24 protein-coding genes and 1 pseudogene are annotated in these 24,734 nt (G+C 65.9%); 14 read left to right on the forward strand and 11 right to left on the reverse strand.

The annotated features are described in order from the left end of the window. Positions 1 to 188: 188 nt before the first annotated feature. The gene (locus QA642_RS23810) at positions 189 to 353 is read left to right on the forward strand and encodes a Flp family type IVb pilin (protein WP_283086759.1); all 165 of its coding nucleotides are present in this window, start codon (positions 189 to 191) and stop codon (positions 351 to 353) included. Here the strand turns inward: QA642_RS23810 and QA642_RS23815 are convergent. After that, the gene (locus tag QA642_RS23815) at positions 334 to 1,590 is read right to left on the reverse strand and encodes an MFS transporter (RefSeq protein ID WP_283086760.1); all 1,257 of its coding nucleotides are present in this window, start codon (positions 1,588 to 1,590) and stop codon (positions 334 to 336) included. The genes QA642_RS23810 and QA642_RS23815 overlap by 20 nt on opposite strands. After that, complete coding sequence (locus tag QA642_RS23820; RefSeq protein WP_283086761.1) at positions 1,587 to 3,002, reverse strand: amidase; 1,416 nt, start codon at positions 3,000 to 3,002, stop codon at positions 1,587 to 1,589. The genes QA642_RS23815 and QA642_RS23820 overlap by 4 nt, the downstream gene beginning before the upstream one ends. A gap of 104 nt (positions 3,003 to 3,106) precedes the next feature. On the opposite strand from QA642_RS23820, the gene QA642_RS23825 reads away from it, so the two are divergent. Then, positions 3,107 to 3,700: a CGNR zinc finger domain-containing protein gene (locus tag QA642_RS23825; protein ID WP_283086762.1), complete on the forward strand. Its 594-nt coding sequence runs from the start codon at positions 3,107 to 3,109 to the stop codon at positions 3,698 to 3,700. A gap of 3 nt (positions 3,701 to 3,703) precedes the next feature. On the opposite strand, the gene moaC is transcribed toward QA642_RS23825, so the two are convergent. The 4 genes from moaC to QA642_RS23845 are packed head-to-tail and all read right to left on the reverse strand — an operon-like array spanning position 3,704 to position 7,979. Further along, positions 3,704 to 4,222 (reverse strand): cyclic pyranopterin monophosphate synthase MoaC, encoded by a 519-nt coding sequence (moaC, locus tag QA642_RS23830; RefSeq protein WP_283086763.1) that lies wholly within the window; start codon positions 4,220 to 4,222, stop codon positions 3,704 to 3,706. A 1-nt stretch (position 4,223) separates the two neighbouring features. After that, the gene (trpC, locus tag QA642_RS23835) at positions 4,224 to 5,045 is read right to left on the reverse strand and encodes an indole-3-glycerol phosphate synthase TrpC (protein ID WP_283086764.1); all 822 of its coding nucleotides are present in this window, start codon (positions 5,043 to 5,045) and stop codon (positions 4,224 to 4,226) included. Between the two features lie 7 nt (positions 5,046 to 5,052). Then, complete coding sequence (gene trpD / locus QA642_RS23840; RefSeq protein WP_027559388.1) at positions 5,053 to 6,066, reverse strand: anthranilate phosphoribosyltransferase; 1,014 nt, start codon at positions 6,064 to 6,066, stop codon at positions 5,053 to 5,055. Between the two features lie 14 nt (positions 6,067 to 6,080). Next, on the reverse strand, positions 6,081 to 7,979 hold the full coding sequence (locus QA642_RS23845; RefSeq protein ID WP_283086765.1) for a SurA N-terminal domain-containing protein: 1,899 nt from the start codon (positions 7,977 to 7,979) through the stop codon (positions 6,081 to 6,083). Between the two features lie 224 nt (positions 7,980 to 8,203). On the opposite strand from QA642_RS23845, the gene tpiA reads away from it, so the two are divergent. The 3 genes from tpiA to QA642_RS23860 all read left to right on the forward strand — a co-directional run bounded on the left by tpiA (position 8,204) and on the right by QA642_RS23860 (position 11,283). Then, on the forward strand, positions 8,204 to 8,959 hold the full coding sequence (gene tpiA, locus QA642_RS23850) for a triose-phosphate isomerase (RefSeq protein WP_283086766.1): 756 nt from the start codon (positions 8,204 to 8,206) through the stop codon (positions 8,957 to 8,959). A 139-nt stretch (positions 8,960 to 9,098) separates the two neighbouring features. Next, entirely contained in the window at positions 9,099 to 9,485 is a 387-nt protein-coding gene (secG, locus tag QA642_RS23855) for a preprotein translocase subunit SecG (protein ID WP_283086767.1), read from the forward strand. A gap of 166 nt (positions 9,486 to 9,651) precedes the next feature. Then, positions 9,652 to 11,283, forward strand: coding sequence for a CTP synthase (locus QA642_RS23860; protein WP_283086768.1), 1,632 nt, complete (start codon positions 9,652 to 9,654; stop codon positions 11,281 to 11,283). A gap of 4 nt (positions 11,284 to 11,287) precedes the next feature. Here the strand turns inward: QA642_RS23860 and QA642_RS23865 are convergent, their stop codons facing one another. From QA642_RS23865 to QA642_RS23875, 3 genes and pseudogenes are all read right to left on the reverse strand, one after another. Then, positions 11,288 to 11,950: an rRNA adenine N-6-methyltransferase family protein gene (locus QA642_RS23865; RefSeq protein ID WP_283086769.1), complete on the reverse strand. Its 663-nt coding sequence runs from the start codon at positions 11,948 to 11,950 to the stop codon at positions 11,288 to 11,290. Between the two features lie 112 nt (positions 11,951 to 12,062). Continuing rightward, a pseudogene (locus QA642_RS23870) lies at positions 12,063 to 13,437 on the reverse strand (HAMP domain-containing sensor histidine kinase). Next, complete coding sequence (locus QA642_RS23875) at positions 13,434 to 14,108, reverse strand: response regulator transcription factor (RefSeq protein ID WP_283086770.1); 675 nt, start codon at positions 14,106 to 14,108, stop codon at positions 13,434 to 13,436. The pseudogene QA642_RS23870 and the gene QA642_RS23875 overlap by 4 nt, the downstream one beginning before the upstream one ends. Before the next feature lie 197 nt (positions 14,109 to 14,305). Here QA642_RS23875 and QA642_RS23880 point away from each other — a divergent pair, with 197 nt between their 5' ends. From QA642_RS23880 to QA642_RS23890, 3 genes are all read left to right on the forward strand, one after another. After that, on the forward strand, positions 14,306 to 14,632 hold the full coding sequence (locus tag QA642_RS23880; protein ID WP_283086771.1) for an NIPSNAP family protein: 327 nt from the start codon (positions 14,306 to 14,308) through the stop codon (positions 14,630 to 14,632). 124 nt (positions 14,633 to 14,756) lie between these two features. Beyond that, positions 14,757 to 15,617 (forward strand): 3-deoxy-8-phosphooctulonate synthase, encoded by an 861-nt coding sequence (gene kdsA / locus QA642_RS23885; RefSeq protein ID WP_283086772.1) that lies wholly within the window; start codon positions 14,757 to 14,759, stop codon positions 15,615 to 15,617. Beyond that, positions 15,617 to 16,828, forward strand: a complete 1,212-nt coding sequence (locus QA642_RS23890; RefSeq protein ID WP_283086773.1) for an MFS transporter — start codon at positions 15,617 to 15,619, stop codon at positions 16,826 to 16,828. The genes kdsA and QA642_RS23890 overlap by 1 nt, the downstream gene beginning before the upstream one ends. A 129-nt stretch (positions 16,829 to 16,957) precedes the next feature. On the opposite strand, the gene queF is transcribed toward QA642_RS23890, so the two are convergent. Continuing rightward, positions 16,958 to 17,410 carry a preQ(1) synthase gene (gene queF / locus QA642_RS23895; RefSeq protein WP_165424973.1) on the reverse strand — a complete coding sequence of 151 codons (453 nt, stop codon included), beginning with the start codon at positions 17,408 to 17,410 and terminating at the stop codon, positions 16,958 to 16,960. A gap of 156 nt (positions 17,411 to 17,566) precedes the next feature. Then, positions 17,567 to 18,544, reverse strand: a complete 978-nt coding sequence (locus QA642_RS23900) for a lyase (protein ID WP_283086774.1) — start codon at positions 18,542 to 18,544, stop codon at positions 17,567 to 17,569. A 174-nt stretch (positions 18,545 to 18,718) separates the two neighbouring features. On the opposite strand from QA642_RS23900, the gene eno reads away from it, so the two are divergent. The 6 genes from eno to QA642_RS23930 all read left to right on the forward strand — a co-directional run bounded on the left by eno (position 18,719) and on the right by QA642_RS23930 (position 24,729). Continuing rightward, a complete protein-coding gene (gene eno, locus QA642_RS23905) occupies positions 18,719 to 20,002 on the forward strand; it encodes a phosphopyruvate hydratase (RefSeq protein ID WP_283086775.1) in 1,284 nt (427 codons plus the stop codon). A gap of 34 nt (positions 20,003 to 20,036) precedes the next feature. Continuing rightward, complete coding sequence (locus QA642_RS23910; protein WP_283086776.1) at positions 20,037 to 21,170, forward strand: zinc-binding dehydrogenase; 1,134 nt, start codon at positions 20,037 to 20,039, stop codon at positions 21,168 to 21,170. A 119-nt stretch (positions 21,171 to 21,289) separates the two neighbouring features. Then, the gene (locus QA642_RS23915) at positions 21,290 to 22,288 is read left to right on the forward strand and encodes an MBL fold metallo-hydrolase (protein WP_283086777.1); all 999 of its coding nucleotides are present in this window, start codon (positions 21,290 to 21,292) and stop codon (positions 22,286 to 22,288) included. Positions 22,289 to 22,472: 184 nt separating this feature from the next. Next, positions 22,473 to 23,024: an NAD(P)H-dependent oxidoreductase gene (locus QA642_RS23920; RefSeq protein ID WP_283086778.1), complete on the forward strand. Its 552-nt coding sequence runs from the start codon at positions 22,473 to 22,475 to the stop codon at positions 23,022 to 23,024. Positions 23,025 to 23,236: 212 nt separating this feature from the next. Next, positions 23,237 to 23,554: a septum formation initiator family protein gene (locus QA642_RS23925; RefSeq protein WP_283086779.1), complete on the forward strand. Its 318-nt coding sequence runs from the start codon at positions 23,237 to 23,239 to the stop codon at positions 23,552 to 23,554. 215 nt (positions 23,555 to 23,769) lie between these two features. Beyond that, positions 23,770 to 24,729: a GAF domain-containing protein gene (locus QA642_RS23930; protein WP_283086780.1), complete on the forward strand. Its 960-nt coding sequence runs from the start codon at positions 23,770 to 23,772 to the stop codon at positions 24,727 to 24,729. The last annotated feature ends 5 nt before the right edge of the window (positions 24,730 to 24,734 follow it).

Genomic DNA, 24,734 nt, shown 5'->3' on the forward strand with positions numbered 1-24,734 from the left:
GCAAAAGCAATCGATATGCGCGAGACAAGCGATGCAGGAATTGCCGGATGCCCCGGCCATGCCGGTCAATTTCTGCCGCACACGCCGCGATCAACCAAGGCTTAACCATCTAAGTTGCTGGCGATCCTCACGGCGACATTGGCACGTGATTTGCGAAAAGCCAGCGAACGAGACAGAGAGGATCGATCGTGAAAAACCTTTTGAAGAACTTCATTGCCGACGAATCCGGTGCGACCGCCATCGAATACGGCCTGATCGCCGCCGGCATCGCGCTTGCGATCATCACCGTCATCAACGGGATGGGCAGCAAGCTCAGTGCAAAATTCGGATCGATCAGCTCGTCGCTGAAGTGACCGTGCGGGTTTCGCCGCGCGCCGATATCGCCATCACGACGAGCGCCGCGATGACGTTCGCCGCGGCGCTGAGCAGGATCGGCAGTGCGTAGCTGTGGCTTGAGTCATAGGCAAAGCCGGCGGCGCTCGGGCCGACCAGTGTACCGAAGGCGACGCTGGTGTAGAGAACGCCAATGATGCCGCTGACATTGCGTCCGCCAAAATAGTCCATCACGACCGACGGCAGGACCGCAACCCAGCCGCCGTAGAACACGCCATAGACGAAGGCGAAGGCGGCGAGTGCCCAGACATTTGCCGCAACGGCCCAGATCACCATCGCGAACGCCATTCCGATCAGCACCATGATCAGCGAGCGGTCGCGGCCCATCCGGTCGGCAAGCGCGCCGAGGAAGAACCGGCCTGCGGTGCTGCCGGCCCCGATCATCCCGAGCAACAGCACGGCCGAGGATGCCGCGACCCCGTGGTCGCGCGCGTAGGGTACGAGGTGGACGAACGGAACGAAGGCGCCGAAAGAACACACGAGGCACGACACATAGAGACCGACAAAACGCGTCGATCGGACGGCCTCACGCACCGAGGTGCCGCCTGCATTGGTGGTGGCACCGGCGGCTTCGCGAGGCGGATCACCGTCCGGGTTGAGGCCCCGGTCCTTCGGATCGTTCTCGATCAACAGCGCGAGTCCACCGCCGAGCAGTGCGATCGCGCCCAGCGCCAGATAAGCGCCGCGCCAGCCGACCGATGCGATCAGCAGCGAGGCGAGCGGCGGCATCGCCAGCGTGCCGAGCCCGATGCCGCTGACCGCGAGCCCGGAGGCAAAGCCGCGCCGCCTCACGAACCAGCGCTGGACCGCGCCGATCGCGGGAACATAGGCGCAGCCGACCCCAATGCCGACGCCCAGCCCATAGGCGAGATAGACTTCGACGAGCGAGCGCGCGAGACTTGCGGCCGCAAGCCCGACCGCGACCAGGATCATGCCGACGACCGCAAGCGGCCGCGAGCCGAGCCGATCGGCAAGGGGACCACTGACGACGCCGAGTGCGAAGTAGAGAAAGCCCGCGATCGAAAACACCAGCGAGATCGAGCCGCGCGAGGCGCCGAAGTCGCGCTGGAGCGGCTCGAGGAAGGTGCTGAACGTGTAGGCGGAGCCGAAGCCGACGAACATGACGGCGAATGCCGCTGCGACGACGAACCAGCCATGGAAAATGCTCTGATGAGCCCGCGTGGAATGATTGGTCAATGTTGCCTCCGCGAGATGAGGGAAGGATGGTGACGATGCCAGGACGTCGCGCGCTGGAATGCGGCGCCGGAACGGACCAGCACGGCTTCGTCGAGATGGGCGGCGACGAGTTGGAACGCGATCGGCATTCCGTCCGCCGATGCGCCGCCCGGCAGCGTGATCGTGGGATGTCCGGTCATGTCGAACGGGCAGGTGTAGCGCTGCAGCTTTGCGATCAGGTCCGGCCGCTCTCCGAGCGTGCTGATCATGGCGAGCGTCACAGGCGGCAACGGGTGCACCGGGATCAGCAGCAGGTCGATGGTCTCGAACAGTGCAACCACGCGTCCGCGCAGCGCGAGTCGTCGCAAAAGGATCTTCTGGTAATCGCGCGCGGACAGCGCGCGACCGGCCTCGATCACCGCGGCGAGGATCGGGCCATACTCGTCCTTGCGGACGGGATAAGTCGCCTCGTGCGCGACCGCAGCCTCGATCGCGCAATTCGGCGCCCAATCGGCGATGGCCTGCGTCACGTCGGGAAATTTGACATCGACGGTGTCAGCGCCGAGCGAGCGGAAGGCGTCGATAGCGTCCGCCAGCACACGCTGCGTCGTGACCTCCACGTCGTCATTGTTCCAAGCCGCGTCGACACCGATCCGCAAGCCGCGCAGGTCCTGTGCAGCCGCGGCCAGAAAGTCGGGCACCGGATCGCACAGCGACGTGGGATCGTTCGGGTCGTGTCCCGCGATCACGCCGAGCAGCGCGCCGGCATCGGTCGCGCTGCGAGCGATCGGGCCGACATGGTCGAGCGTCGCGGCCAGCTCGAACGCACCGTGGCGGCTGACCCGCCCCCAGCTGGGCTTCAGTCCGGTCAGGCCGTTGGCGGCCGCCGGCCAGCGGATCGACCCGCCGGTGTCGGAGCCGAGCGAGGCGAAGCAGAGCCCGGCGGCCGTCGCGACTGCCGGGCCGCTGGATGAAATGCCCGGCCAGTAAGCCGCATTCCACGGATTCTTCGGCGGCGTCACCAGCGGATGGTGATCGGAATAGGCGCCTTCCGTGAGCTGCACCTTGCCGAGCACCACCGCGCCGGCGTCCCTGAGCCGCCGCACCACGGTCGCATCTTCAAGGGGACGAAAGTCGCGATGAAGTGTGGTGCCAGCCGCTGTCGGAATACCCTTGGTCCAGAACAGATCCTTCAGCGCTATCGGCACGCCGTGCAGCGGGCCCCGATATCGGCCATGTGCGATTTCGGCGTCCGCGGCTTTCGCCGCGGCGATTGCCGTTTCCGCCATCACGTGGACATAGCTGCAGAGCTCACGGTCCACAGCGTCGATACGGCCGAGTTGCGCGCGAGTCACTTCCAGCGCGGAGATGTCGCGCGCCTTGATGCGCGCCGCGAGCTCGGTGAGTTCGAGATAGTGAAGGGCTTCGGTCACGGTTCGCGTTCTCCATCATCGACACGTGTAAAAAGATTATACCGGTGTTGGTTGCTGTCAACCGGTAAATCTGTTTTACTGGTGTTCCAATCCCTGGTGGTCCGATGTCGAAAGAGTCCCGCAAATTCAAGGTTCCCGATGTGTTGGCGAACGTCTACGACTTCGCCAACACGCTCGATGTCCGCCATTTCACGCATTTCGGCGTGGCGCACCCGCAAGGCGACGAACTCGGCGGACCGAAGCAACTGGCGGACTGGATGCGGGAACGCGGTCTTGGGGGGGAGGTCGGACGTGTCACGCCCGCAATGCTCGAGACTGCGCTACAGCTGCGCGGCGCCTTGCGCGATTATCTGCAGTGCGAGCCGGCTGAGCGGCGCCGCAACAAGGACGTTCTCGACGCGCTTGGCCACGCTCTCGCGCCGTTTCCATTGCGGGTGGAGGCGCGTGCCGGGCGCGGCGCAATATTGTCGGCGGTGCGTGAGGATGCGCTTGGCGGCCTCTCCATGATTGCGATCGAGCTTCACGATGCCACGCTGCTGGGAACGCTCGACCGATTGAAGATGTGCGCGTCCGAGGAGTGCCGCCGGGTGTTCTTCGACCGCTCGAAACCATCGACGCGGCGCTGGTGCATGTCGACGCTGTGCGGAAACCGCGTGAAGACGCGTGCCTATCGCGAACGGCAGCGCGAGGCGAAATAGATATCAGGCGCGGTAATGGCCCGACTTGCCGCCGAGCTTCTCGACGAGATGGATGCCGTCGATGCGCACGCCGCGCTCCACCGCCTTGATCATGTCGTAGATGGTCAGGCACGCGACCGAAACGGCCGTGAGCGCCTCCATCTCGACGCCGGTCGGTCCCGTCACTTTCACGCTGGCGCGGACGAGGCAGCCGGGCAGCTTCGTGTCAGGCTCGATGTCGACCGTGACCTTCGACAGCGCGAGCGGATGACAGAGCGGGATCAGTTCCGAGGTGCGTTTCGCGGCCATGATGCCGGCGATGCGCGCGGTGCCGAGCACGTCGCCCTTCTTGGCATTGCCCGAGACGATCAGGTCGAGCGTCGCCCTGGTCATGACGACGCGGCCTTCGGCGACGGCGAGCCGCTCGGTCGCGGGCTTCTCCGAGACGTCGACCATCCGCGCCTCGCCGGAGGCGCCGATGTGGGTCAGGGCAGGGCGGGCCTTCGCTCTAGACGGCTTGGATGCAGACGGCTTGCGCGCCATGTCAGCGCGCGCCCGTGGCGCGTGCCGCGGTCTCACGCGTGAGCAGCGCGCGCGTGGCGGCCGTCACGTCGGACTGCCGCATCAGGCTCTCGCCGACCAGGAAGGTCGACATGCCGACGCGCTCGAGCCGCGCGAGGTCTGCGGGCGTGAAGATGCCGCTCTCGCCGACCATCAGCCGCTCGCCGGGGATCAGCGGCGCCAGCGTCTCGCTGGTCGCGAGCGTGGTCTCGAAGGTACGAAGATTGCGATTGTTGACGCCGATCATCGGCGAGCGGAGTTTCAGCGCGCGGTCGAGTTCGGCGCGGTCGTGGATCTCGATCAGCACGTCCATGCCGTAGGCGATTGCCGCGTCTTCGAGATCTTTTGCCGTGGCATCGTCGAGCGCCGCCATGATGATCAGGATGCAGTCGGCGCCGTGCGCGCGGGCCTCCGCCACCTGATAGGTGTCGAACATGAAATCCTTGCGCAGCACCGGCAGCGACGTCGCCGCGCGCGCCGCCGCCATGAAATCGAGATGGCCCTGGAACGAGGGCGTGTCGGTCAGCACCGACAGGCAGGCCGCGCCGCCGGCCTCATAGGCCTTGGCGAGCACGGGCGGATCGAAGTCGGCGCGGATCAGCCCCTTGGAGGGCGAGGCCTTCTTCACCTCCGCGATCAGTGCGAAGTCGCCATTGGCGTGCTTGGCCTTGAGGGCGCGCACGAAGCCGCGGGGAGCGGCTTGCGCCTTGGCCCTGGCCTCGACGTCCGAGAGCGACTGCGCGCGCTTGGCCGCGGCGATCTCCCCGCGCTTGTAGGCTTCGATCTTGGTCAGGATATCCGACATGGGAAACTCAGCCGTTCGAGACCGCGATCAGGTGCTTCAGCCGCGCGCTTGCCGCGCCGCTGTCGAGCGATTTTGCGCCGATCGCGACGCCTTCCTTCAGATCCTTGGCGCGGCCGGCCACCACCAGCGCAGCGGCGGCATTCATCAGGGCAACGTCGCGGTACGGGCTCGGCTTGCCGTCGAGCACGTTTTGCAGCGCGACCGCATTGGCGTCGGCGTCACCGCCCTTGAGTGCGCCGGGCTCGCAGCGCGACAGGCCGGCCTCTTCCGGCGTCACCTCGAAATTCCGGATCTCGCCCTTGTGGAGCGCGGAGACGAAGGTCGGGCCGGTGAGAGTGATCTCGTCGAGACCGTCGGAGCCATGCACGACCCAGGCGGATTCCGAGCCGAGGTTTTTCAGCACCTGCGCCAGCGGCTGCACCCATTGCCTGGAGAATACGCCGACCATCTGCCGCTTCACCCCGGCCGGGTTGGACAGGGGCCCAAGCAGGTTGAAGATCGTGCGCGTCGCCAGCTCGACCCGGGTCGGGCCGACGTTCTTCATGGCGGGATGATGGGCAGGTGCGAACATGAAGCCGATGCCGCATTCGCGCACGCAGCGGCCGACCTGCTCCGGCCTGAGGTCGATCTTCACCCCGAGCGAAGCCAGCACGTCGGCGGCGCCCGAGCGCGACGACAGCGCGCGGTTGCCATGCTTGGCCACGGGCAGGCCGGTGCCCGAGACGATGAAGGAGGCGCAGGTCGAGACGTTGACCGAGCCGGAGCCGTCGCCGCCGGTGCCGACGATGTCGACGGCATCTGCCGGCGCATCGACAGTGAGCATCTTGGAGCGCATCGCCGACACCGCGCCGGTGATCTCGTCCACGGTCTCGCCACGGACCCTGAGCGCCATCAAGAGGCCGCCCATCTGCGAGGGCGTGGCCTCGCCGGACATCATGGCGTCGAAGGCGGAAGCTGCTTCCTCACGCGACAGGCTGGCGCCGGTCGCCACTTTTCCAATGATCGATTTCAGGTCGTCCATCGCGTGCTTTCAACTCACTGGTTCGCGCCGGTCACCTGCGCGAAGGCGGCCTGATTAATGGTGGTCCCGATGTCGGTTTCAAGCTTGTTGACGTAGGCGGCGACCTGCTCCTCGGTGAGCGCGCGGTCGAGGCTGTCCTTCAGCTTCTTGACTGCATCCGAGGCGGCATCGACCGCAGGATCGATGACGTCGGTGACGCGGAAGACGATCACCTCGCTGCCGCCGCTCACGGGCGTTTGCCCGACGCCGTCCTTGGCCGTGCGGAAGGCGGCCGCCACGACGGCCGCAGGCACGCCGGCGGGCGAGTCGTCGCGCTTGAAGCCCGAGGCGGTCTCGACCTTGACGCCGATCGCGGCGGCTTCATCTGCGAGCTTGCCGCCCGCTTCGAGCTTCTGCACCATCTCGGTCGCCTTGGCCTTCAGCTTGGCCGCGATCTGGTCCTGGTGCCAGCGCGCCTCGACCTGGTCACGGACCTCGTCGAGATTGCGGTCGCGCGAGGGCGTGATGGCGAGCACGTCGTACCAGACATAGCCGCCCTTGAACGAGATCGAGTCGTTGTCGACGCCGACATCGGTGTTGAAGGCCTGCGACACCACGTCGAGGCCTTGCGGGATGTTGGCGACCGGCTGGCCGTTGGGCGCGCGGCCGGAACGGTCGACGGCGTCGATGGTCACGGCGGTGAGGCCGAGCTTCTGCGCCGCCTCGATCACGCTGGAGCCGCCGCCGCGCTCGTCTTCCATCTTGTCGCGGAGATCGGCGACCTTGACGCGCGCGCGCTCGGTCGCGATCTCGCGCTTGATGTCGGCTGCGACCTTTGCAAAGTCCGGCTCGACGCCGGGCTCGATCTTGTCGACCCTGACGAGGGAGACGCCGAGAGCGCCCTGGATCGGCTGGCTGATCTCACCGGCGGGCAGCGCGAAGGCGGCATTGCCGACCGCGGAGTCGAGTGAGGATTTGGTCACGAGCCCAAGGTCGACGTCCGAGGCGCTCAGCCCGCGCTCCTTGCCGAGGTCCTCGAACGACGCGCCGCCGACGAGGCGCTCGCGAGCGGCCTGCGCCTCGGCGGCGTTCGGGAATACGAGTTGCTGGATCTGGCGCTTCTCGGGCGTGCCGAACCGGTCCTTGCGCTGGTCGAACACCTTCCTGGCGTCCTCGTCCGACACTTCGGTCCACTTGCCGATCTCCTCCGGCGAGACCATGACGAAGGCGATCTTGCGATATTCGGGGGCGCGGAACTGGACCTTGTGATCCTCGAAATAGGCGGCGAGCGCCTCGGGCGAGGGCGCGTCGATCTGACCCGCCTGCGCTGCGTCGAGCCTGACGAACTCGATGGCGCGCTGCTCGTTCTGGAATCGCGTCAGTACGTCGATCATCGCCTTCGGCGGCTCGAGGCCGGCGCCGATCGTGCCGGTGATCTGCCGGCGCAGCGACACCTTGCGCTGTTCGGAGACGTAGCGCTGCTCGGTGTAGCCGAAATTGCGGATGACGGCCTGGAAGCGGTTCGCGTCGAACTTGCCGTCGACGCCCTTGAAGTTGGGCTCGTTCATGATGACCTGGCGGATCTGCTCGTCGGACTGGCCGAGCCCGAGGCGGCGCGCCTCTTCGTCGAGCGCGGCTTCCGCGATGGTCTGCTGCAACACCTGCCGGTCGAGGCCGAAGGCGCGCGCCTGGTCGGGCGTCAGCGGACGACCGAACTGGCGGCCGATCTGCTGCAGGCGGTCGGTGTAGATCTGGCGGAACTCGTTCAGCGAAATCTCGGTGTGGCCGACCTTTGCCACCGTGGACTGACCGAAGCCGCGGAAGATGTCGGCGATGCCCCAAATGCCGAAACTGATGATCAGCACGCCCATCACGATCGCCATAATGGTCTTGCCGACCCAGTTTGATGAGGCCTTGCGCATTCCTCGAAGCATTTGGTCCAACTTGTTTTGGTCAGGAGGGGAACGGGAGCGCGTCTTAATGCAGATTCCGCAAAAGCGCCTCACCAAATTGATCAATCATCATAAAGTGGCGGCTTTGCCCCCGCAACCTCAGGTCAGGCGGTCTCCGAGAGCTGCGGTTAAAGGCCTCTGGTCTCTGGAACTGCCGCGACAGCTCTGCTAGCGCATGCGCAAACCTCATTTTGCTGGAAATTGACATGACCGACGCCATCCGCCCCCTGATCGCCGGCAACTGGAAAATGAACGGCCTGAAAGGTTCGGCTGCCGAATTCGACGCCATGCTCAACGGCGCGGCAGACGTCGCCGCTAAAGCTGACCTGCTGGTCTGCCCGCCGGCGACGCTGATAGCGGCCTTTGCCGACAAGGCACGCGGCAAGAAGGTCGCGGTCGGGGCCCAGGATTGTCATCCCAAGGCCTCCGGCGCCCATACCGGCGATATCGCCGCCGAAATGCTGGCCGATGCAGGGGCGAGCGCCATCATCGTCGGCCATTCAGAGCGCCGCGCCGACCACGGCGAGGGCGACGCCCTTGTCAGGCAGAAGGCGGAAGCCGCCTGGCGGGCCGGGTTGGTCGCGATCGTCTGCATCGGCGAGACGCAAGGCCAGCGCGATGCCGGCCAGACCCTGGATATCCTGCGCGGCCAGCTGGATGGCTCGCTGCCGGACGCCTCTACCGCCGCCAACTTGGTGGTGGCGTATGAGCCGGTCTGGGCCATCGGCACCGGTCTCACCCCCACGGCCCAGGATGTCGAGCAGATTCATGGCTTTATCCGGGAACTCCTGACCTCCCGGTTCAAGGCCGAAGGAACCAAGATGCGCATCCTCTATGGCGGCTCGGTCAAGCCGTCCAATGCGGCCGAGCTGATGGCGGTCAAGAACGTCAACGGCGCCTTGGTCGGCGGTGCCAGCCTGAAGGCGGCCGATTTCCTTGCGATTGCCAAGGGCTGCCCCTAGCTATTCCAAACCATTGGTATGAGCCCGATCGGGGGTGGCAATGCCCCTCCCGATCGTGTAACACCGCGCAACTTCAGGAAAACCCGCGAAGCGCGACCGGCCGCCGTCAGGCGCTGCCCGCTTGTGACGGAAGGACATTATGCAGACCATTGTCATCGTCATCCACCTCATGATCGTCGCCGTCATGATCGGCGCCGTCCTGCTCCAGAAGTCGGAAGGCGGCGGCCTCGGTATGGGGGGCGGCGCCGGCTTCATGTCGAGCCGGGGCACCGCGAACCTGTTGACGCGGACCACCGCGATCCTCGCCGCCGGGTTCTTCATCACCAGCCTGTTCCTGTCCTGGCATGCTGGATATAGCCGCGCGCCCTCGTCGATCATCGGCCAGCCGGCCTCGCAGAGCCAGCCGGCCGGCGGCGCGCCGATCTCGGCACCGACCTCGGGCGGCATCCTCGACACGCTGAAGAAGGCCGACGAGCAGCAGCAGAACCAGGCGCCGTCGGGCCCGCAGGTGCCGCGCTCGCAATAAAGCAGGGGGGCCATGCAGGGCGGTGGCTACCGTCCTGCATCAACAATCCCCATCAAGGCACTGTCACCACTCTTAGTTCTGGATCACCCACAGGCCCGCAAAATCTTTGGGGCGGAAGACGAATCGCTTTGGCGAATCGAATTCGAGGGATTAGAGGTTAAGTCCCATGGCGCGGTACATATTCATCACCGGCGGCGTGGTTTCTTCGCTCGGCAAGGGTCTGGCTTCAGCGGCACTCGGTGCGCTGCTGCAGGCCCGGGGCTACAAGGTCCGCCTCCGTAAGCTCGACCCCTATCTCAACCTCGATCCCGGAACGATGTCGCCGTATCAGCACGGCGAGGTGTTCGTGACCGATGACGGCGCGGAGACCGATCTCGATCTCGGTCACTACGAGCGCTTCACCGGGCGGCCGGCGACCAAGGCCGACAACATCACGACCGGGCGCATCTACCAGGACATCATCTCCAAGGAGCGTCGCGGCGATTATCTCGGCGCCACCATCCAGGTGGTGCCGCACGTCACCAACGCCATCAAGGAGTTCGTCCTCGACGGCAATGACGAGTACGATTTCGTGCTGGTCGAGATCGGCGGCACCGTCGGCGACATCGAGGGCCTGCCGTTCTTCGAGGCGATCCGCCAGCTCAAGAACGAGCTGCCGCGCGATCACGCCGTCTACATCCATCTCACGCTGTTGCCCTACATCCCGAGCGCCGGCGAGCTGAAGACCAAGCCGACGCAGCACTCCGTGAAGGAGCTGCGCTCGATCGGCATCCAGCCGGACATCCTGCTCTGCCGCACCGATCGCGAGATCCCGAAGGAGGAGCGGCGCAAGCTCGGGCTGTTCTGCAACGTGCGCGAAAGCGCCGTGATCGAGGCGCGCGACGTCGACAACATCTATGCCGTCCCCGAGGCCTATCACAACGCCGGCCTCGACGACGAAGTGCTCGCCGCCTTCGGCATCGCCTCGCGGATACCGCCGGAGCTGCGCAGCTGGCAGCAGATCAACGAGCGCGTGCGCAATCCCGAAGGCAATGTCACCATCGCCATCGTCGGCAAATACACCGGCATGAAGGACGCGTATAAGTCGCTGATCGAGGCGCTCTCGCATGGCGGCATCGCCAACAAGGTGAAGGTCAATCTCGACTGGATCGAGAGCGAGATCTTCGAGAAGGAAGATCCCGCGCCGTTCCTCGAGCACGTCAACGGCATCCTGGTGCCCGGCGGATTCGGCCAGCGCGGCGCGGAGGGGAAGATTCGCGCGGCGCAGTTCGCGCGCGAGCGCGACGTGCCGTATTTCGGCATCTGCTTCGGCATGCAGATGGCGGTGATCGAGGCCGCGCGAAACCTCGTCGGCATCGAGGACGCCAACTCCACCGAGTTCGGCCCGACCAAGGAGCCGCTCGTCGGCCTGATGACGGAATGGCTGCGCGGCAACGAGCTCGAGAAGCGCTCGCAGGCCGGCGATCTCGGCGGCACGATGCGGCTTGGCGCATACCCTGCCGCGCTCAACCGCGGCAGCCGCGTCTCGCAGGTCTATGGCGGCGCGACCGAGATTTCCGAGCGTCATCGCCACCGCTACGAGGTCAACACCGCCTACAAGGACCGCCTCGAGCAGCATGGCCTGAAATTCTCGGGCCTCTCGCCCGACGGCGTGCTGCCTGAAATCGTCGAGTACGAGGATCATCCCTGGTTCATCGGCGTCCAGTTCCACCCCGAGCTGAAGTCGCGGCCGTTCGAGCCCCATCCTCTCTTCGCCTCGTTCATTCAGGCGGCGATGGTGCAGAGCCGTCTGGTCTGACGGCTCAGCGCGCGGCGGAGTAGTCGCGCGCTTGATGCATCGGCTCCAACGCGACCCGCGTTGATGGTTCGGGCGCCAACGTTCCCGTGATCAGCTTCATCTGCGGCCGTCGCGTCAGTCTGTAGACCGCGGCGGGCGGCACGTTCAGCAAGGCGCGGTCGACGAGTTTTGCGCGCAGGCCCAGCCGGTCGAGCACGGGCCGCGGCACCGGGCAGCTCATGCCGTAGGTGAACTGGTAGAAGGCGCCGCCAGGGCGGACATAGCTGAACGCGCCGCTGAGGATCGAGATCACCTTGCGCCTCGACATGTTGAGCATCGGCAGGCCGCTCACGACCGCGCCGACGGGGGCGCCGTCATAGAGGCGCTCGGTCGCAAGCCGTGCCGCGTCCATCCACAGCACACGCGCGCCGGGAAAGCGCATTTGCAGCAGCTTCATGAAGTCGGAGCCGTATTCGATCAGCGTCAGATCCTGCGGCCGGACGCCGCGCTTGAGCAGCTTGTAGGTGAACGCGCCGGTGCCGGGACCGAGCTCGAGGATCGGACCTGTCGTTGCCGAGATCTCGCGCGTGATGAGATCGGCAAGCGCCGCACCCGATGGTGCGATGGCGCCGACCCGACGCGGCGATGACATCCATGACAGGAAGAACGAAAGAAAATCGTTGGGCATGCGCACTCCGGCATCTTGGTTTGCACCTCGACAAATCAGAGGTGAGACGGATGCAGTGTCGCGAAAGCGCATTGCGACAGCATTGCGCTCGAAGCGGCGAGCGCGGACTGAATCAGCTCTGTCGCGCCGGTGGCAGCGTGATCCGGAAGCAGGCCCCACCGTCCGGCCCGTCTGTCACCGAGACGTGGCCGCCATGCAGCTGCACGATCTCGCGCACCATGTTGAGGCCGAGGCCGGCACCGCGATCGAGCGGCGCCAGCCGGTAGAATTTGTTCGAAGACCTGTTCGCGCTGATCGGCGGGAATGCCGGCGCCTTCATCGGAGACCTCGATGCTCGCGGGGCTGCTGACGCGAATTCCGATGATGCCGCGGCGAGGGCCGTGCTGTATCGCGTTCTGCACGAGATTGGTCAGCGCGCGCTCCAGGGCCGCCGCATCGCCGATCGTGTCGATCGGTGCCGCCGGGGCATCGAGTGCCAGTTCGTAGCCGGCCGCGATCGCCAGCGGTGCAAGGTCGGCGGCGACGCTTCGCGCGACGGCGGCGAGACTGACGCGCGTGAAGGGATGGGCGCAGCGGTCGAGGCGCTGGATATCGAGCAATTGCTCGGCAAGCGTCGCAAGCCGCGCGGCATCCTCGAGCAGGCGGGTCTTGTCCGGCCCCGGGGCAAGCGACTCCAGCCGTGTGTTCAGGATCGCGATCGGCGTGCGCAGCTCGTGGGCTGCGTCGGCGACGAAGCGCTTGTGGCGCGCATAGCCCTGGTCGAGCCGCGCCAGCGCATCATTGACCGCAGTCACCAGCGGCACAACCTCCAGCGGAATCCGCTCCACCGAGAGCCGCGCGCCGCGCTGATGGATGTCGATGCGCCGCGCCTCGTCCGCCGTGGTGTCGAGGCCCCTGAACGCGCGCTGCACGATCATCGGCGTCGCGATGAACGTCGCCGTCCCCATCAGCAGCAGGCCGGGCAGGGCGATGCCGAGGAACGCAAGCGAGGTCGTGAGCAGCGCCTTGGCGCCGGTCAGCCGTCCCTGCGTCGCCGTGATGATTTGCACATTGCCGGCGTCGGTGTCGACCCGCTTCAGCCGCGCCGCCGGCTTGCGCGGATCGTCGAACATCTGCCATCCGAGCCGCGCCTGGCTGATCTGGTCAAGGCCGGCGCCGATCGCGGCGAATTCGGCCGGCACAGTGCCTTCGCCGAGGAGGTGACCCTGCCGGTCGCGCACCAGGAACCAGAGGTCGGGCGTCTCGTTGCGCAACTGCTTCAGCTCGGCGGTCGGCCGCAAGGCCAGCGCGCCTTGCGCATCGCGCGTGAGCGCGCGCTGGACGACATCGATGACGCGGTCCTCGTCGCGCCCGGCGAGCACGAAGCCCGATGCGCACAACGCTCCGACCACGACGGCAACCAGTGCAACGAGCAGCGCGGCCTGGAGCGACAACAGGCGCCAGCTCAGCCGCGAGCGCAGGCAATAGGGATCGTGGTGTTTGCTCATGGCAGCTTCTTGAGGAGATAGCCGACGCCGCGAATGCCGTGGATCTCGACGCCCGCGTCGGCGTCCGCGAGCTTTCGCCGCAGCCGCGAGACGTGCGTGTCGAGCGCGTTCGACTGGATCTCGTCGTCGAAATTGTAGACCGCTTCTTCCAGCGTCGAGCGCAGCACGGTTCGCCCCATGCGGCGGATCAGGGCTTCGAGCACCAGGAGCTCCCGGCGCGGCAGCTCGAGCGGCGCACCGTCGATGTTGGCTTCGCGATGGCCGAGGTCGAAGGCAAGACGGCCGGCGCGGATGATTTCGGGGGACAGGCCCGCGGGCCGCCGCAGCACCGCGCGCAAACGGGCGAGCAGCTCTTCGACCGCGAACGGTTTTGCAAGATAGTCGTCGGCGCCGCTGTCGAGCCCGGCGATACGGTCGGCGAGTTCGCCGCGCGCGGTGAGGACGATGATCGGCACGCCGTCGGCGCGCGCGCGAAGCTTGGGGATCAAAGCGAGGCCGTCGCCGTCGGGAAGCTGGCGGTCGAGTAGGACCGCGGCATGGACGTCGGCGGAAATGGCTTCCTCCGCCTCGGCGAGCGTCGGGGCATGGTCCACCACCATGTCGTAGCGCTTCAGCGCGGAGGCCAGCGCGCCGGCCATTTCCGCCTCATCCTCGACGAGCAAAATCCGCATGCAACCTGCACCTGAACCACAATTGAGCCATTCTTAGCGGCCTGATCATTGCGGCAGCATTGCGGGAAGCGGACATGGTGCCGCTGCCGGACCCGTCTAGCCATGCGTGAAACGCCATAGGGGCGGCCGGGCGGGGCTCAAGACAGCGCTATGGTCAGACGTTATAACCGCCGAACCTGTTCAGGGAGGGAGCAAGAATGATCTACGAAATGCGCCAGTATCGCTGCGTGCCCGGCCGCCTGCCGGCGCTGTTGAAGCGGTTCGAGACGGCGACGCTGAAGATCTGGGAGAAGCACGGCATCAAGCAGGCCGGGTTCTTCACCACGCTGATCGGCGAATCCAACCAAGAGCTGACCTATTTCCTGGCCTGGGACTCGCTCGCCGAACGCGAGAAGAAGTGGGGTGCGTTCATGGCCGACCCGGAATGGATGAAAGCACGCGCCGAGAGCGAAGCGGATGGCCAGATCGTCGGCAATATCGTCAGCCAGCTCCTGACGCCGACGGCCTTCTCGGCGGTGAAGTAGGAACCTGCCGATACAAGGGCGGCGCCGGCAGTCCCGGCGCCTGATAATCTGACCGCCCAGGGCCGAATGGGGTTGATCCGACCCTCATGGCGGCTATGGTCGCGCCGAAACGAGGGATTTGGCTTTGAGCTCTTCGAATTCAGCGGCAGGCGTCGTCACCGTTGGCACGGTCAAATTCGGCAATGATCTGCCGATTTCGATCATTGCCGGGCCGTGCCAGCTCGAAAGCCGCCAGCATGCGCTGGAGGTGGCCTCCGCGCTGAAGGAGATCGCCGCGCGGCTGAACATCGGCCTCGTCTACAAGACCTCCTTCGACAAGGCGAACCGCACCAGCGCGTCCGCCGCGCGCGGCCTTGGCCTTGCGCAGTCGCTGCCGATCTTCGCGGAGATCCGGTCCTCGCTCGGCCTGCCGGTGCTGACCGACGTGCACGAGGCCACGCAATGCGCCGAGGTGGCGCAGGCCGTGGACATCCTGCAGATCCCGGCGTTCCTGTGCCGGCAGACCGATCTGCTGCTGGCGGCGGCCGCGACAGGCAAAGTCGTCAACGTCAAGAAGGGCCAGTTCCTCGCGCCCTGGGACATGGCCAATGTCGTGACCAAGATCACGGGCGCCAACAATCCGAATGTGCTGGTGACAGAGCGCGGCGCGGCCTTCGGCTACAACATGCTGGTCTCCGACATGCGCGCGCTGCCGATCCTGGCGCGCACGACCGGAGCGCCGGTGATCTTCGACGCCACCCATTCGGTGCAGCAGCCGGGCGGGAAGGGGACCTCCTCGGGCGGCGAGCGCGAATTCGTGCCGGTGCTCGCACGCGCGGCGGTGGCGGTCGGCGTTGCCGGTGTCTTCATCGAGACCCATCCCGATCCCGACCGGGCGCCCTCCGACGGCCCCAACATGGTGCCGCTGCGCGAGTTCGAGGGGCTGATCGCTCAGCTGATGGCGTTCGACGCGCTGGCCAAGAATACGAAGGGCATCACGCGCTGATGCACCAGCCTGTGACCGGGCCGTCCTCCGATCAGAGGTTTCCGCCAGCGATCAACATCATCGCGCTCGCCAGCTTCTCGGCGGCGTTGTCGACGCGCGCGCTCGATCCAGTCCTGCCGCATGTCGCCGAGGATTTCTCGGTCAGCATCACGACGGCCGCCAGTATCGCGGCGGGCTATGCCTTGATCTACGCGCTGGTCCAGCCGGTGATCGGCGCGGCTGCCGATCTGTTCGGCAAGGCGCGCTTGATGACGCTGTGTCTGGCTCTGCTCGGGGTCTCCTGCATTCTCGGCGCGATCGCGACGACTTTCTCGGGCCTGTTCGCGAGCCGCATCCTGGCCGGCATCGCCTCCGGCGGGGTGTTTCCGGTTGCGCTTGGTCTTACCGCCGACCTCGTTGCGCCGGCCAAGCGGCAGGTCGCAATCGGGCGCACGCTGGCGGGGTCGATGACCGGCAATCTGCTCGGCGCGAGTGCCTCCGGCATCATCGGCGATCTCATCGGCTGGCGCGGCGTGCTCGTGATCCTCGGCGCACTCGGCCTGATCGCGGCCGTCGCGGTGGCCGCGGGCTTCCGCGGTGCCGCGCTGGCGGCGCCGCCGAAAACCGACCTGAAGACCTTGCGCCAGGGCTACCGCACCATCTTCGCCAATCCAAACACGCGCTATTGCTACTCGGCGGTGTTCGTCGAGGGCTGCTGCGTGTTCGGCCTGTTTCCGTTCATCGCCGCGCTGCTGTTCGATCTCGGCGAGAAATCGCTGTCGATCGCGGGCATCGTGATCGCGGGCTTTGCCATCGGCGGGCTGTTCTACACCTTCACGGTCTCGCGCTTCCTGCCCTGGCTTGGTGTCAAGGGCATGATGATCGCGGGCGCGAGCCTCGTCGCCCTGCAACTCGGCGCGCTTGCCTTCGGTCCCGGATGGAAGCTGCAATTCGCCAGCATGCTGGTGATGGGGTGGGGCTTCTACATGATCCATGGTTGCTTGCAGGTGTTCGCCAGCGAACTGTCGATCGGCGCGCGGGCGACGGCGATGTCGCTGCATTCGTTCTTCTTCTTCATGGGGCAGACGGTCGGCCCGATCGCCTACGGCTTTGGCCTTGCGCATGCCGGCAAGGTGCCGACCCTGAGCGTGAGCGCTGCGATCATGGTGCTGCTGGGCCTCCTCTGCGCCCGGCTGCTCAAGCCGCGGGCGCCCTCGGACGCGCGGGCCTGACGGAGTATCGAGCTGTCGGCTTCCCGCATTTCTCCGGGAAAGAACGGTCGATCACGAAGAACACTGGCTCTGCTTGCCACGGCAGGCGACGCATCGTTAGATGGAGGCGCCGCTCTGTGGTCGAGCTCGCTATCCGCGCCCGCGATACGGCGCGACGCCTTGCTCGGGCACCCAGAGGCCCTTCGGCACGCGGCCGGTCTGCCAGAACACGTCGATCGGGATGCCGCCGCGCGGATACCAGTAGCCGCCGATGCGCAGCCATTTCGGCTTGATCTCGCTCGCGATGCGCTTGCCGATCATCACGGTGCAGTCCTCGTGGAAGGCGCCGTGATTGCGGAAGCTCGCGATATAGAGCTTGAGCGATTTCGACTCCAGCAGCCACTGGCCCGGCGCGTAGTCGATCATCAGATGCGCGAAATCCGGCTGTCCCGTGACCGGGCAGAGCGAGGTGAATTCCGGCACGGTGAAGCGCACCAGATAGTCCGTGCCTTTCTGCGGATTGGGCACGCGGTCGAGCTGGGCTTCTTCCGGCGTGTGCGGCCATTCCACCGCGCGGCCGAGCTGGAGAGATTTTTTCGCCATCGTCGTCACATCCTGTTCGAGCACGAGCCGGACCCGGAGGGCCGCGTTGGCGCAAAGTGGGCGCCGGTTTTCCGAAAGATCATGCTCAACTAAAAACCGGAGCGCGATAAGATCGCGCTCCAGAGCGTGTCGGGATGGACGCAAATGGCGCTGCCGTCAACCGGCCGCGTTCGTCTGGATCATGACGATCCGGTCGTTACCGGACTCGCAGCCCCAGAGTTCGCCGGGACGGCCGTCGAGCTGGCGGACATTGGCATTGGCCTTGTCGCTCGCGACCACGTTGAACGTCTCGGTGACGGGGTCGAAGCGGACGATCGCGTTGGCGGAGAAATCGGTGAGCCAGACCTCGTCCTTGTCGTCGACATAGACCGCGTAGGTGCGGGGACGTTCGCCCGGTAGCTTCCACGTTTTCCATGAGCCGTCGGCGGGATCGTGCATCGACACGTGCCCGCTGTTCCACTCGCTGACCCAGATCCGGTTCTTCGAGTCCGACCAGACCCGCCGCGAGCCCTGGCCCGGCGTCGGCGGCTCGACCACGGCGGCGTTGCCGGTCGCAAGATCGATCCTGGCGATGTAGCTGCCGGCGAGCGAGGCGTACCAGACGTCGCCCTTGGGCGTCACCGCGATGCCGTAGGGCCCGACGCCCTTGGGCGCCTTGAACACGTCCATCTCGCCCGATGTCGGCCTGAGCCGACCGTAATAGCCGGACTGGCCGGTGAACCAGTAGGTGCCGGTCTTGTCGAACACGCCAGTGTTGAGATTGGCGGAGGCGAACTTTTCCGGCAGGCGGAACAGCGTGACCTTGAGGTCATCAGGGGCGACCCGCGCGATCGCGTTCTGGCCACCCTCGGTGATCCAGGGCGCGCCGTCGGGGCCGATGGTCACGCCGTGCGGAGCGGCGCCCTGGCCGAGGCTGACGGTCTTGAAGCTGCCATCCTGGGGATTGAGCCTGCCGAGCAGGCCCTTGCCCTGGGCCGTGAACCAGACCGAGCCGTCGGGAGCGGGGGCAAGGTCATGCAGGCCGATGCCGGCGCTAATGGGGAAATATTTCGTCCGGAACGGGCCCTCCTGCGCAAAAGACGGGCGGGTCGCGAGGAGGGCAGCGCTCGAGGCAAGAAACTGGCGGCGATTCATGGCGTTACCCCGACTGTCTCAGTTTGAGGTTGGACGCGCAGATCAGGCAGGGTCAAGCTTAGTCCGAGCCACTTCACGCGTCAGTCGAAGCCCGTCCTCCAAGCGTTCACATTTGCTTGCGGCCCGTGTAAGACCCGCGGCACCGATCAGCCCCAACGAACGGAAGTGCACATCATGACCGCCATCATCGACATCATTGGCCGCGAAATTCTCGATAGCCGTGGCAATCCCACCGTCGAGGTCGACGTCGTGCTGGAAGATGGCGCGCTCGGCCGCGCTGCGGTGCCGTCCGGCGCCTCGACCGGCGCCCATGAGGCGGTGGAACTGCGCGACGGCGACAAGGCCCGCTATCTCGGCAAGGGCGTCACCAAGGCGGTCGGCGCCGTCAATGGCGAAATCTTCGAGGCCTTGAGCGGCCTCGATGTCGAGCAGCAGGCCCAGATCGACCAGATCATGATCGACCTCGACGGCACGCCGAACAAGAGCCGGCTTGGCGCCAACGCGATCCTCGGCGTCTCGCTCGCCTGCGCCAAGGCGGCCGCGAACTCGCTCGACATGCCGCTCTATCGTTACGTCGGCGGCACCGCGGCGCGCCTCTTGCCGGTGCCGATGATGAACATCATCAATGGCGGCGTGCACGCCGACAACCCGATCGACTTCCAGGAGTTCATGATCCTGCCCGTCGGTGCGTCGTCCTTCGCCGAAGGTCTGCGCTACGGCGCGGAAGTCTTCCACACGCTGAAGTCCGAATTGAAGAAGGCCGGCCACAACACCAATGTCGGCGACGAGGGCGGCTTCGCTCCGAACCTGCCGTCGGCCGACGCGGCGCTGGAGTTCGTCATGAACGCGATCGGCAAGGCCGGCTACAAGGCAGGGACCGACATCGTGCTCGGCCTCGACTGCGCCTCGACCGAATTCTTCAAGGACGGCAAGTACGTCTATGAAGGCGAAGGCAAGACCCGCTCGATCTCCGAGCAGGCCAAGTACCTTGCCGACCTCGTCTCGCGCTATCCGATCGTGACCATCGAGGACGGCATGTCGGAAGACGACATGGACGGCTGGAAGGAGCTCACCGACCTCATCGGCAAGAAGTGCCAGCTGGTCGGCGACGACCTGTTCGTCACGAACGTCAAGCGCCTCGCCGAAGGCATCAAGGCCGGCCGCGCCAACTCGATCCTGATCAAGGTCAACCAGATCGGCACGCTGACCGAGACGCTCGCCGCCGTCGAGATGGCGCACAAGAACGGCTACACCTCCGTCATGTCGCACCGCTCGGGCGAGACCGAGGATTCCACCATCGCCGACCTCGCGGTCGCTACCAATTGCGGTCAGATCAAGACCGGCTCCCTTGCGCGTTCCGATCGCACCGCCAAATACAACCAGCTTCTTCGCATCGAGCAGCAGCTCGGCAAGCAGGCGCTGTACGGCGGCAAGGCGGCGCTGAAGGCGCTGGCATAAGCCAGCGCTTCGACAACACAGGGGAGGATTGGACATGAGCGACGGCAAGACCGGACTGCAACTGCGTTCGCTGATCAAGAAAAGCGGCGAGCTCGAGATCTCGCTCGTGGACGTGCCGACCCCCGAGCCTGCGGACGACGAGGTCGTCGTCCGCATCGAGGCGGCGCCGATCAACCCGTCCGATCTCGGGCTGCTCGTCGGCGCGGCCGACATGAGCACGGCCAAGGCGTCCGGTACGAAAGAGGCGCCGATCATCACCGCGAAAGTGCCTGACGGAGCGATGCGCGCGATGGGCGCGCGGCTCGACCAGTCCTTGCCGGTCGGCAACGAGGGCGCCGGCGTCGTCATCAAGTCCGGCTCGTCGGATGCCGCGAAGGCGCTGATGGGCAAGACCGTCGCGATGATCGGCGGCGCCATGTATTCGCAGTACCGGACGATGAAGGTCAGGGACTGCCAGCCGCTGCCCGAGGGCACGACGGCGGCAGAGGGCGCCTCGTGGTTCGTGAACCCGCTCACCGCGCTCGGCATGACCGAGACGATGCGGCGCGAGGGCCACAAGGCGCTGGTGCACACTGCGGCCGCCTCCAATCTCGGCCAGATGCTGAACAAGATCTGCATCAAGGACGGCATCCCGCTGGTCAACATCGTGCGCAGCAAGGAGCAGGCGGAAATCCTGCACAAGATCGGCGCCAAATACGTTGTCGATTCCAGCGCGCCGAGCTTCCTTGACGATCTCACCAATGCGCTGGTCGAAACCGGCGCGACCATCGCCTTCGATGCCATCGGCGGCGGCAAGCTCGCCGGCGACATCCTCAACTGCATGGAAATCGCGATCAACAAGACCGCAAAGGAGTACAGCCGTTACGGCTCCAGCGTGCACAAGCAGGTCTATGTCTATGGCGCGCTCGATATCCGTCCGATCGAACTGCCGCGTGGCTTCGGCATGGCCTGGGGCGTCGGCGGCTGGTTGCTCACTCCGTTCCTGCAGAAGATCGGACCTGCCGACATCGGCCGGCTGCGTCAGCGTGTTGTGAGTGAGTTGAAGACGACCTTTGCCAGCCACTACACCAAGGTGGTGTCACTGCAGGAGACGCTCGATCCCGCCAACATCGCGGTGTACGCCAAACGCGCCACCGGCGAAAAATTCCTCATCAACCCAAATAAATAATCGTGACGTGCCGCGGCACGTCACCGAAAGAAGGTCTTGCCTTCTGAGCGAAGCCGGAGATTATTCCGCCGCCATTTGAAAGCGGAAAAACCGCAGGGCGCTCAGAAGGGGACCTCTCCATGACTGATCTCAATCGCCGTCACCTGCTCGCAGGCGCGGCCGCCATCGGTGCGGCCGCCGTCACCGGCCTCCGGCCAACCGCCGTCAATGCCGCAGTGCCGCAAGTCGGTACGCAGGCGCCGGGCTTCTATCGCTACAAGGTCGGCAGCATCGAGTGCACCTCGATCAATGACGGCGCGCGCACTTTCCCGATGCCCGACAAGTTCGTCACCAACCTGTCGAAGGAAGAGGCGCTCGCTGCGGGCGAGGCTGCCTACATGCCCAAGGGCATGGTCACGGTGCCGTTCAACCCGCAGCTCATCAACACCGGCTCCAAGCTGGTGCTGATCGACGCCGGCAACGGCGTCGCCAATCTCGAACCCAGCAAGGGCGCGGTCGGCCGCACGCTGCAAAACCTCCAGTCCGCCGGCGTCGATCCCAAGAGCATCGACGTGGTGCTGCTCTCGCATCTGCATCCCGACCACACCAACGGCATCCGCCTTGCCGACGGCGCGCTCGCCTTCCCGAACGCGGAGATCATGGTGCCGGGCAAGGATTGGGAGTTCTGGACCAGTGCCGACAACGCCGCCAAGGCCGAGTCCAATCCGATGATGAAGAACTATTTCGCCAACGTGAAGAAGACCTTTGACGGCCTCGAGTCCAAGGTCACGAAATACGAGTGGGGCAAGGAAGTCGCGCCGGGCATCACCTCGATCGCAACGCCGGGCCACACGCCGGGTCACACCTCATTCGCGGTCGCCTCGGGCGACAAGAAGGTCCTCATCCAGTCTGACGTCACCAACATTCCCGAATTCTTCCTGCGCAATCCGGATTGGCACGTAGCGTTCGACAACGATCCCGCGATGGCGCAGGAAACCCGCCACAAATTCTACGACATGGCGGCGGCGGAGAAGGCCACTGTCATCGGCTTCCACTTCACCTTCCCCTCTGTCGGCCATGTCGAGAAGGACGGCGCCAAGTATCGCCTGATCCCGTCGGCGTGGAATCCGACGATCTGAGCTGGATTTGCATATTCGCACGAAAGATCGGGCCGCCGCTTGGCGGCCCGATTGTTTTGGGCGACCATCTGCTTTCGCGAAACGCAGCGTTTCCAAACCGGACCGGTTCATGCACTTGCATCCACCGACCCGGAACGCTTAAGTGCCGCCCCGGCACTCCCGCTCAAGCCCTCAAGGACAACCCATGGCCTACAACATCGTCGTCATCGCCGGCAGCCTGCGCAAGGACAGTTTCTCGCTGAAGATCGCCAACGCGTTGGCAAAACTCGCGCCTGCCTCGCTCAAGCTCGAGGTCGTCACCCTCGGGGGCATCTCGTTCTTCAACCAGGACCTCGAGGGCGCGCCGCCGGCCGACTGGCTGGCCTTCCGCGACAAGCTCCAGAAGTCGGACGGCGTCATCTTCGTGACCCCCGAATACAACCGCGCCATCCCGGGCGTCCTCAAGAACGCCATCGACGTTGCCTCGCGCCCGTATGGCAAGAGCTCATTCAACGGCAAGCCGGTCGGCATCGTCTCGAACTCGCCGGGCCCGCTCGGTGGCGTCAGCGCGGCCAAGACGCTCCAGAACATCCTGCCGGGCATTGCCGGCCCGATCATGCAGCAGCCTGAGATCTATCTGAACGCGGTCGGCGACGCCTTCGATGCCGAGGGCAACCTGACCAAGGACTCGCTGAAGGGCGTGCTCCAGGCCTATATCGACGCCTTTGCCGCACACGTGGCCAAGCACCACGGCTGAGGCTTTCGCGCCGAAGCTTGCTCCACTTTCCGTCATGGCCGGGCTTGACCCGGCCATCCACGTCTTGGCCTCCAACGACGAAGAACGTGGATGCCCGGGCCTTCGCCGCGCCGAAGCGGCTTCGGCCGCGCAGGCGGGACAAGCCCCGGGCACGAGAGATACGGGCAGAGCGCACTAACACTCCCTTAACCAAGCTGCCCCATCTTCCCAGCATGGTCTCCCGCGCGCGCCTGAAATCGATCCTGACCGGCCTTGCCCTCTATGCGATGGCGGCCGCGATCGTCGGCTATTTCGGCGTCAACGCCTACACTGGCAAGTACGGCCTCAACGCCCGCCAGGAACTCGACCAGGAGATCATCGCGCTGACGAGCGAGCTCGCGCAGCTCAAGCGCGAGCGCGCCAGGAGCGAGCAGCGCGTCTCGCTGCTGCGCACCGACAAGATCGATCCCGACATGCTCGACGAGCGGGCGCGCTTCCAGCTCGACTATGTCAACCCGCATGATCTCGTTCGGATGATCCCGGCGAAGTAGCGCTTTCCGCGCCATTCGAAACCGGTATCGAACGCCGAAGCCGAAATCCGGCACGCGTCGATCAATTCTACCGAAAGTCGCAAGCGTGGAACCGGACTGCCGCTTGACGGCCGTGCCGGTGCGGGCTCATGGCTTCCCACGCTGTCGGCCTGAGTTGACGCAGATCAACCGGGTCGAGCCGCCACAGCCTAGACTGCCACCCGGAGGAAACAGTGATGAATGGGCTAATGTCCCGGCATCACGCGGCCCGTGTCGAGGCCGCCATTGCGTCAGGCCAGGCCGCGCGCTCTGCGCTGGTGGCCTCATGGTGCCGTTCGTCCCGCTTGCATCATCTCGATCCCGCCGGCCGCAATTCGCCGGTGCGGCTCAGCGACGCAGAACTGCGGCAGGCGCGTGAGCGCATCGCGCCGCTGCTTGCCGCCGCGCAAGGCGCCATGGACCGGCTCTATCAGGCCGTCGGCGCTGCCGGCTGCTGCGTGCTGCTCGCCGACGGCGAGGGCGTGCCGGTCGACCGCCGCGGCACGCCGGCGGACGACGTTACGTTTCAGTCCTGGGGCTTGTGGACCGGCGCGCTCTGGAGCGAGGAGCATGAGGGCACCAACGGCATCGGCACCTGCGTCGTCGAGCAGCGGCCGCTGACGATCGACCGCGACCAGCATTTCTTCACCCGCAACACGCTTCTGAGCTGCACCGCAGTTCCGATCTACGACCATGAAGCAGCTTTCGCGGGCGTGCTCGACGTCTCCTCCTGCCGCACCGACCGCACCGATGCGTACTCCAGCCTGATCGCGCTGGCGGCCGGCGAGGCGGCAAAGCGCATCGAGGCCGACTTGTTCCGCCGGGCTTTCCCTCATGCCCGCATCGTGCTGACGCAAGGTCCGGACGGCCAGTCGATCGGCCTCGTCGCGGTTGATGCAGACGATCTCGTGATCGGTGCGACCCGCGTCGCCCGCGCGGGACTCGGGATCGCGCCGGGCAGGGCGATGCAGCCGGTGCCCGCGGCCGATCTGCTCGGCGGCGATGCCGCGCATGATCACCTCGCCGGCGGCCAGCGCGCGGTGTTGCAGCGGGCGCTGCTGCGCGCCGGCGGCAATGTCTCGGCCGCCGCAAAAGCCCTCGGCGTCAGCCGCGCCACGCTGCACCGCAAGCTCAAGCGGTTCGAGATCAAGCACTGAGCTTC

This window comes from Bradyrhizobium sp. CB2312, from assembly GCF_029714425.1.
In the GTDB taxonomy this organism is placed as follows: Bacteria; Pseudomonadota; Alphaproteobacteria; order Rhizobiales; family Xanthobacteraceae; genus Bradyrhizobium.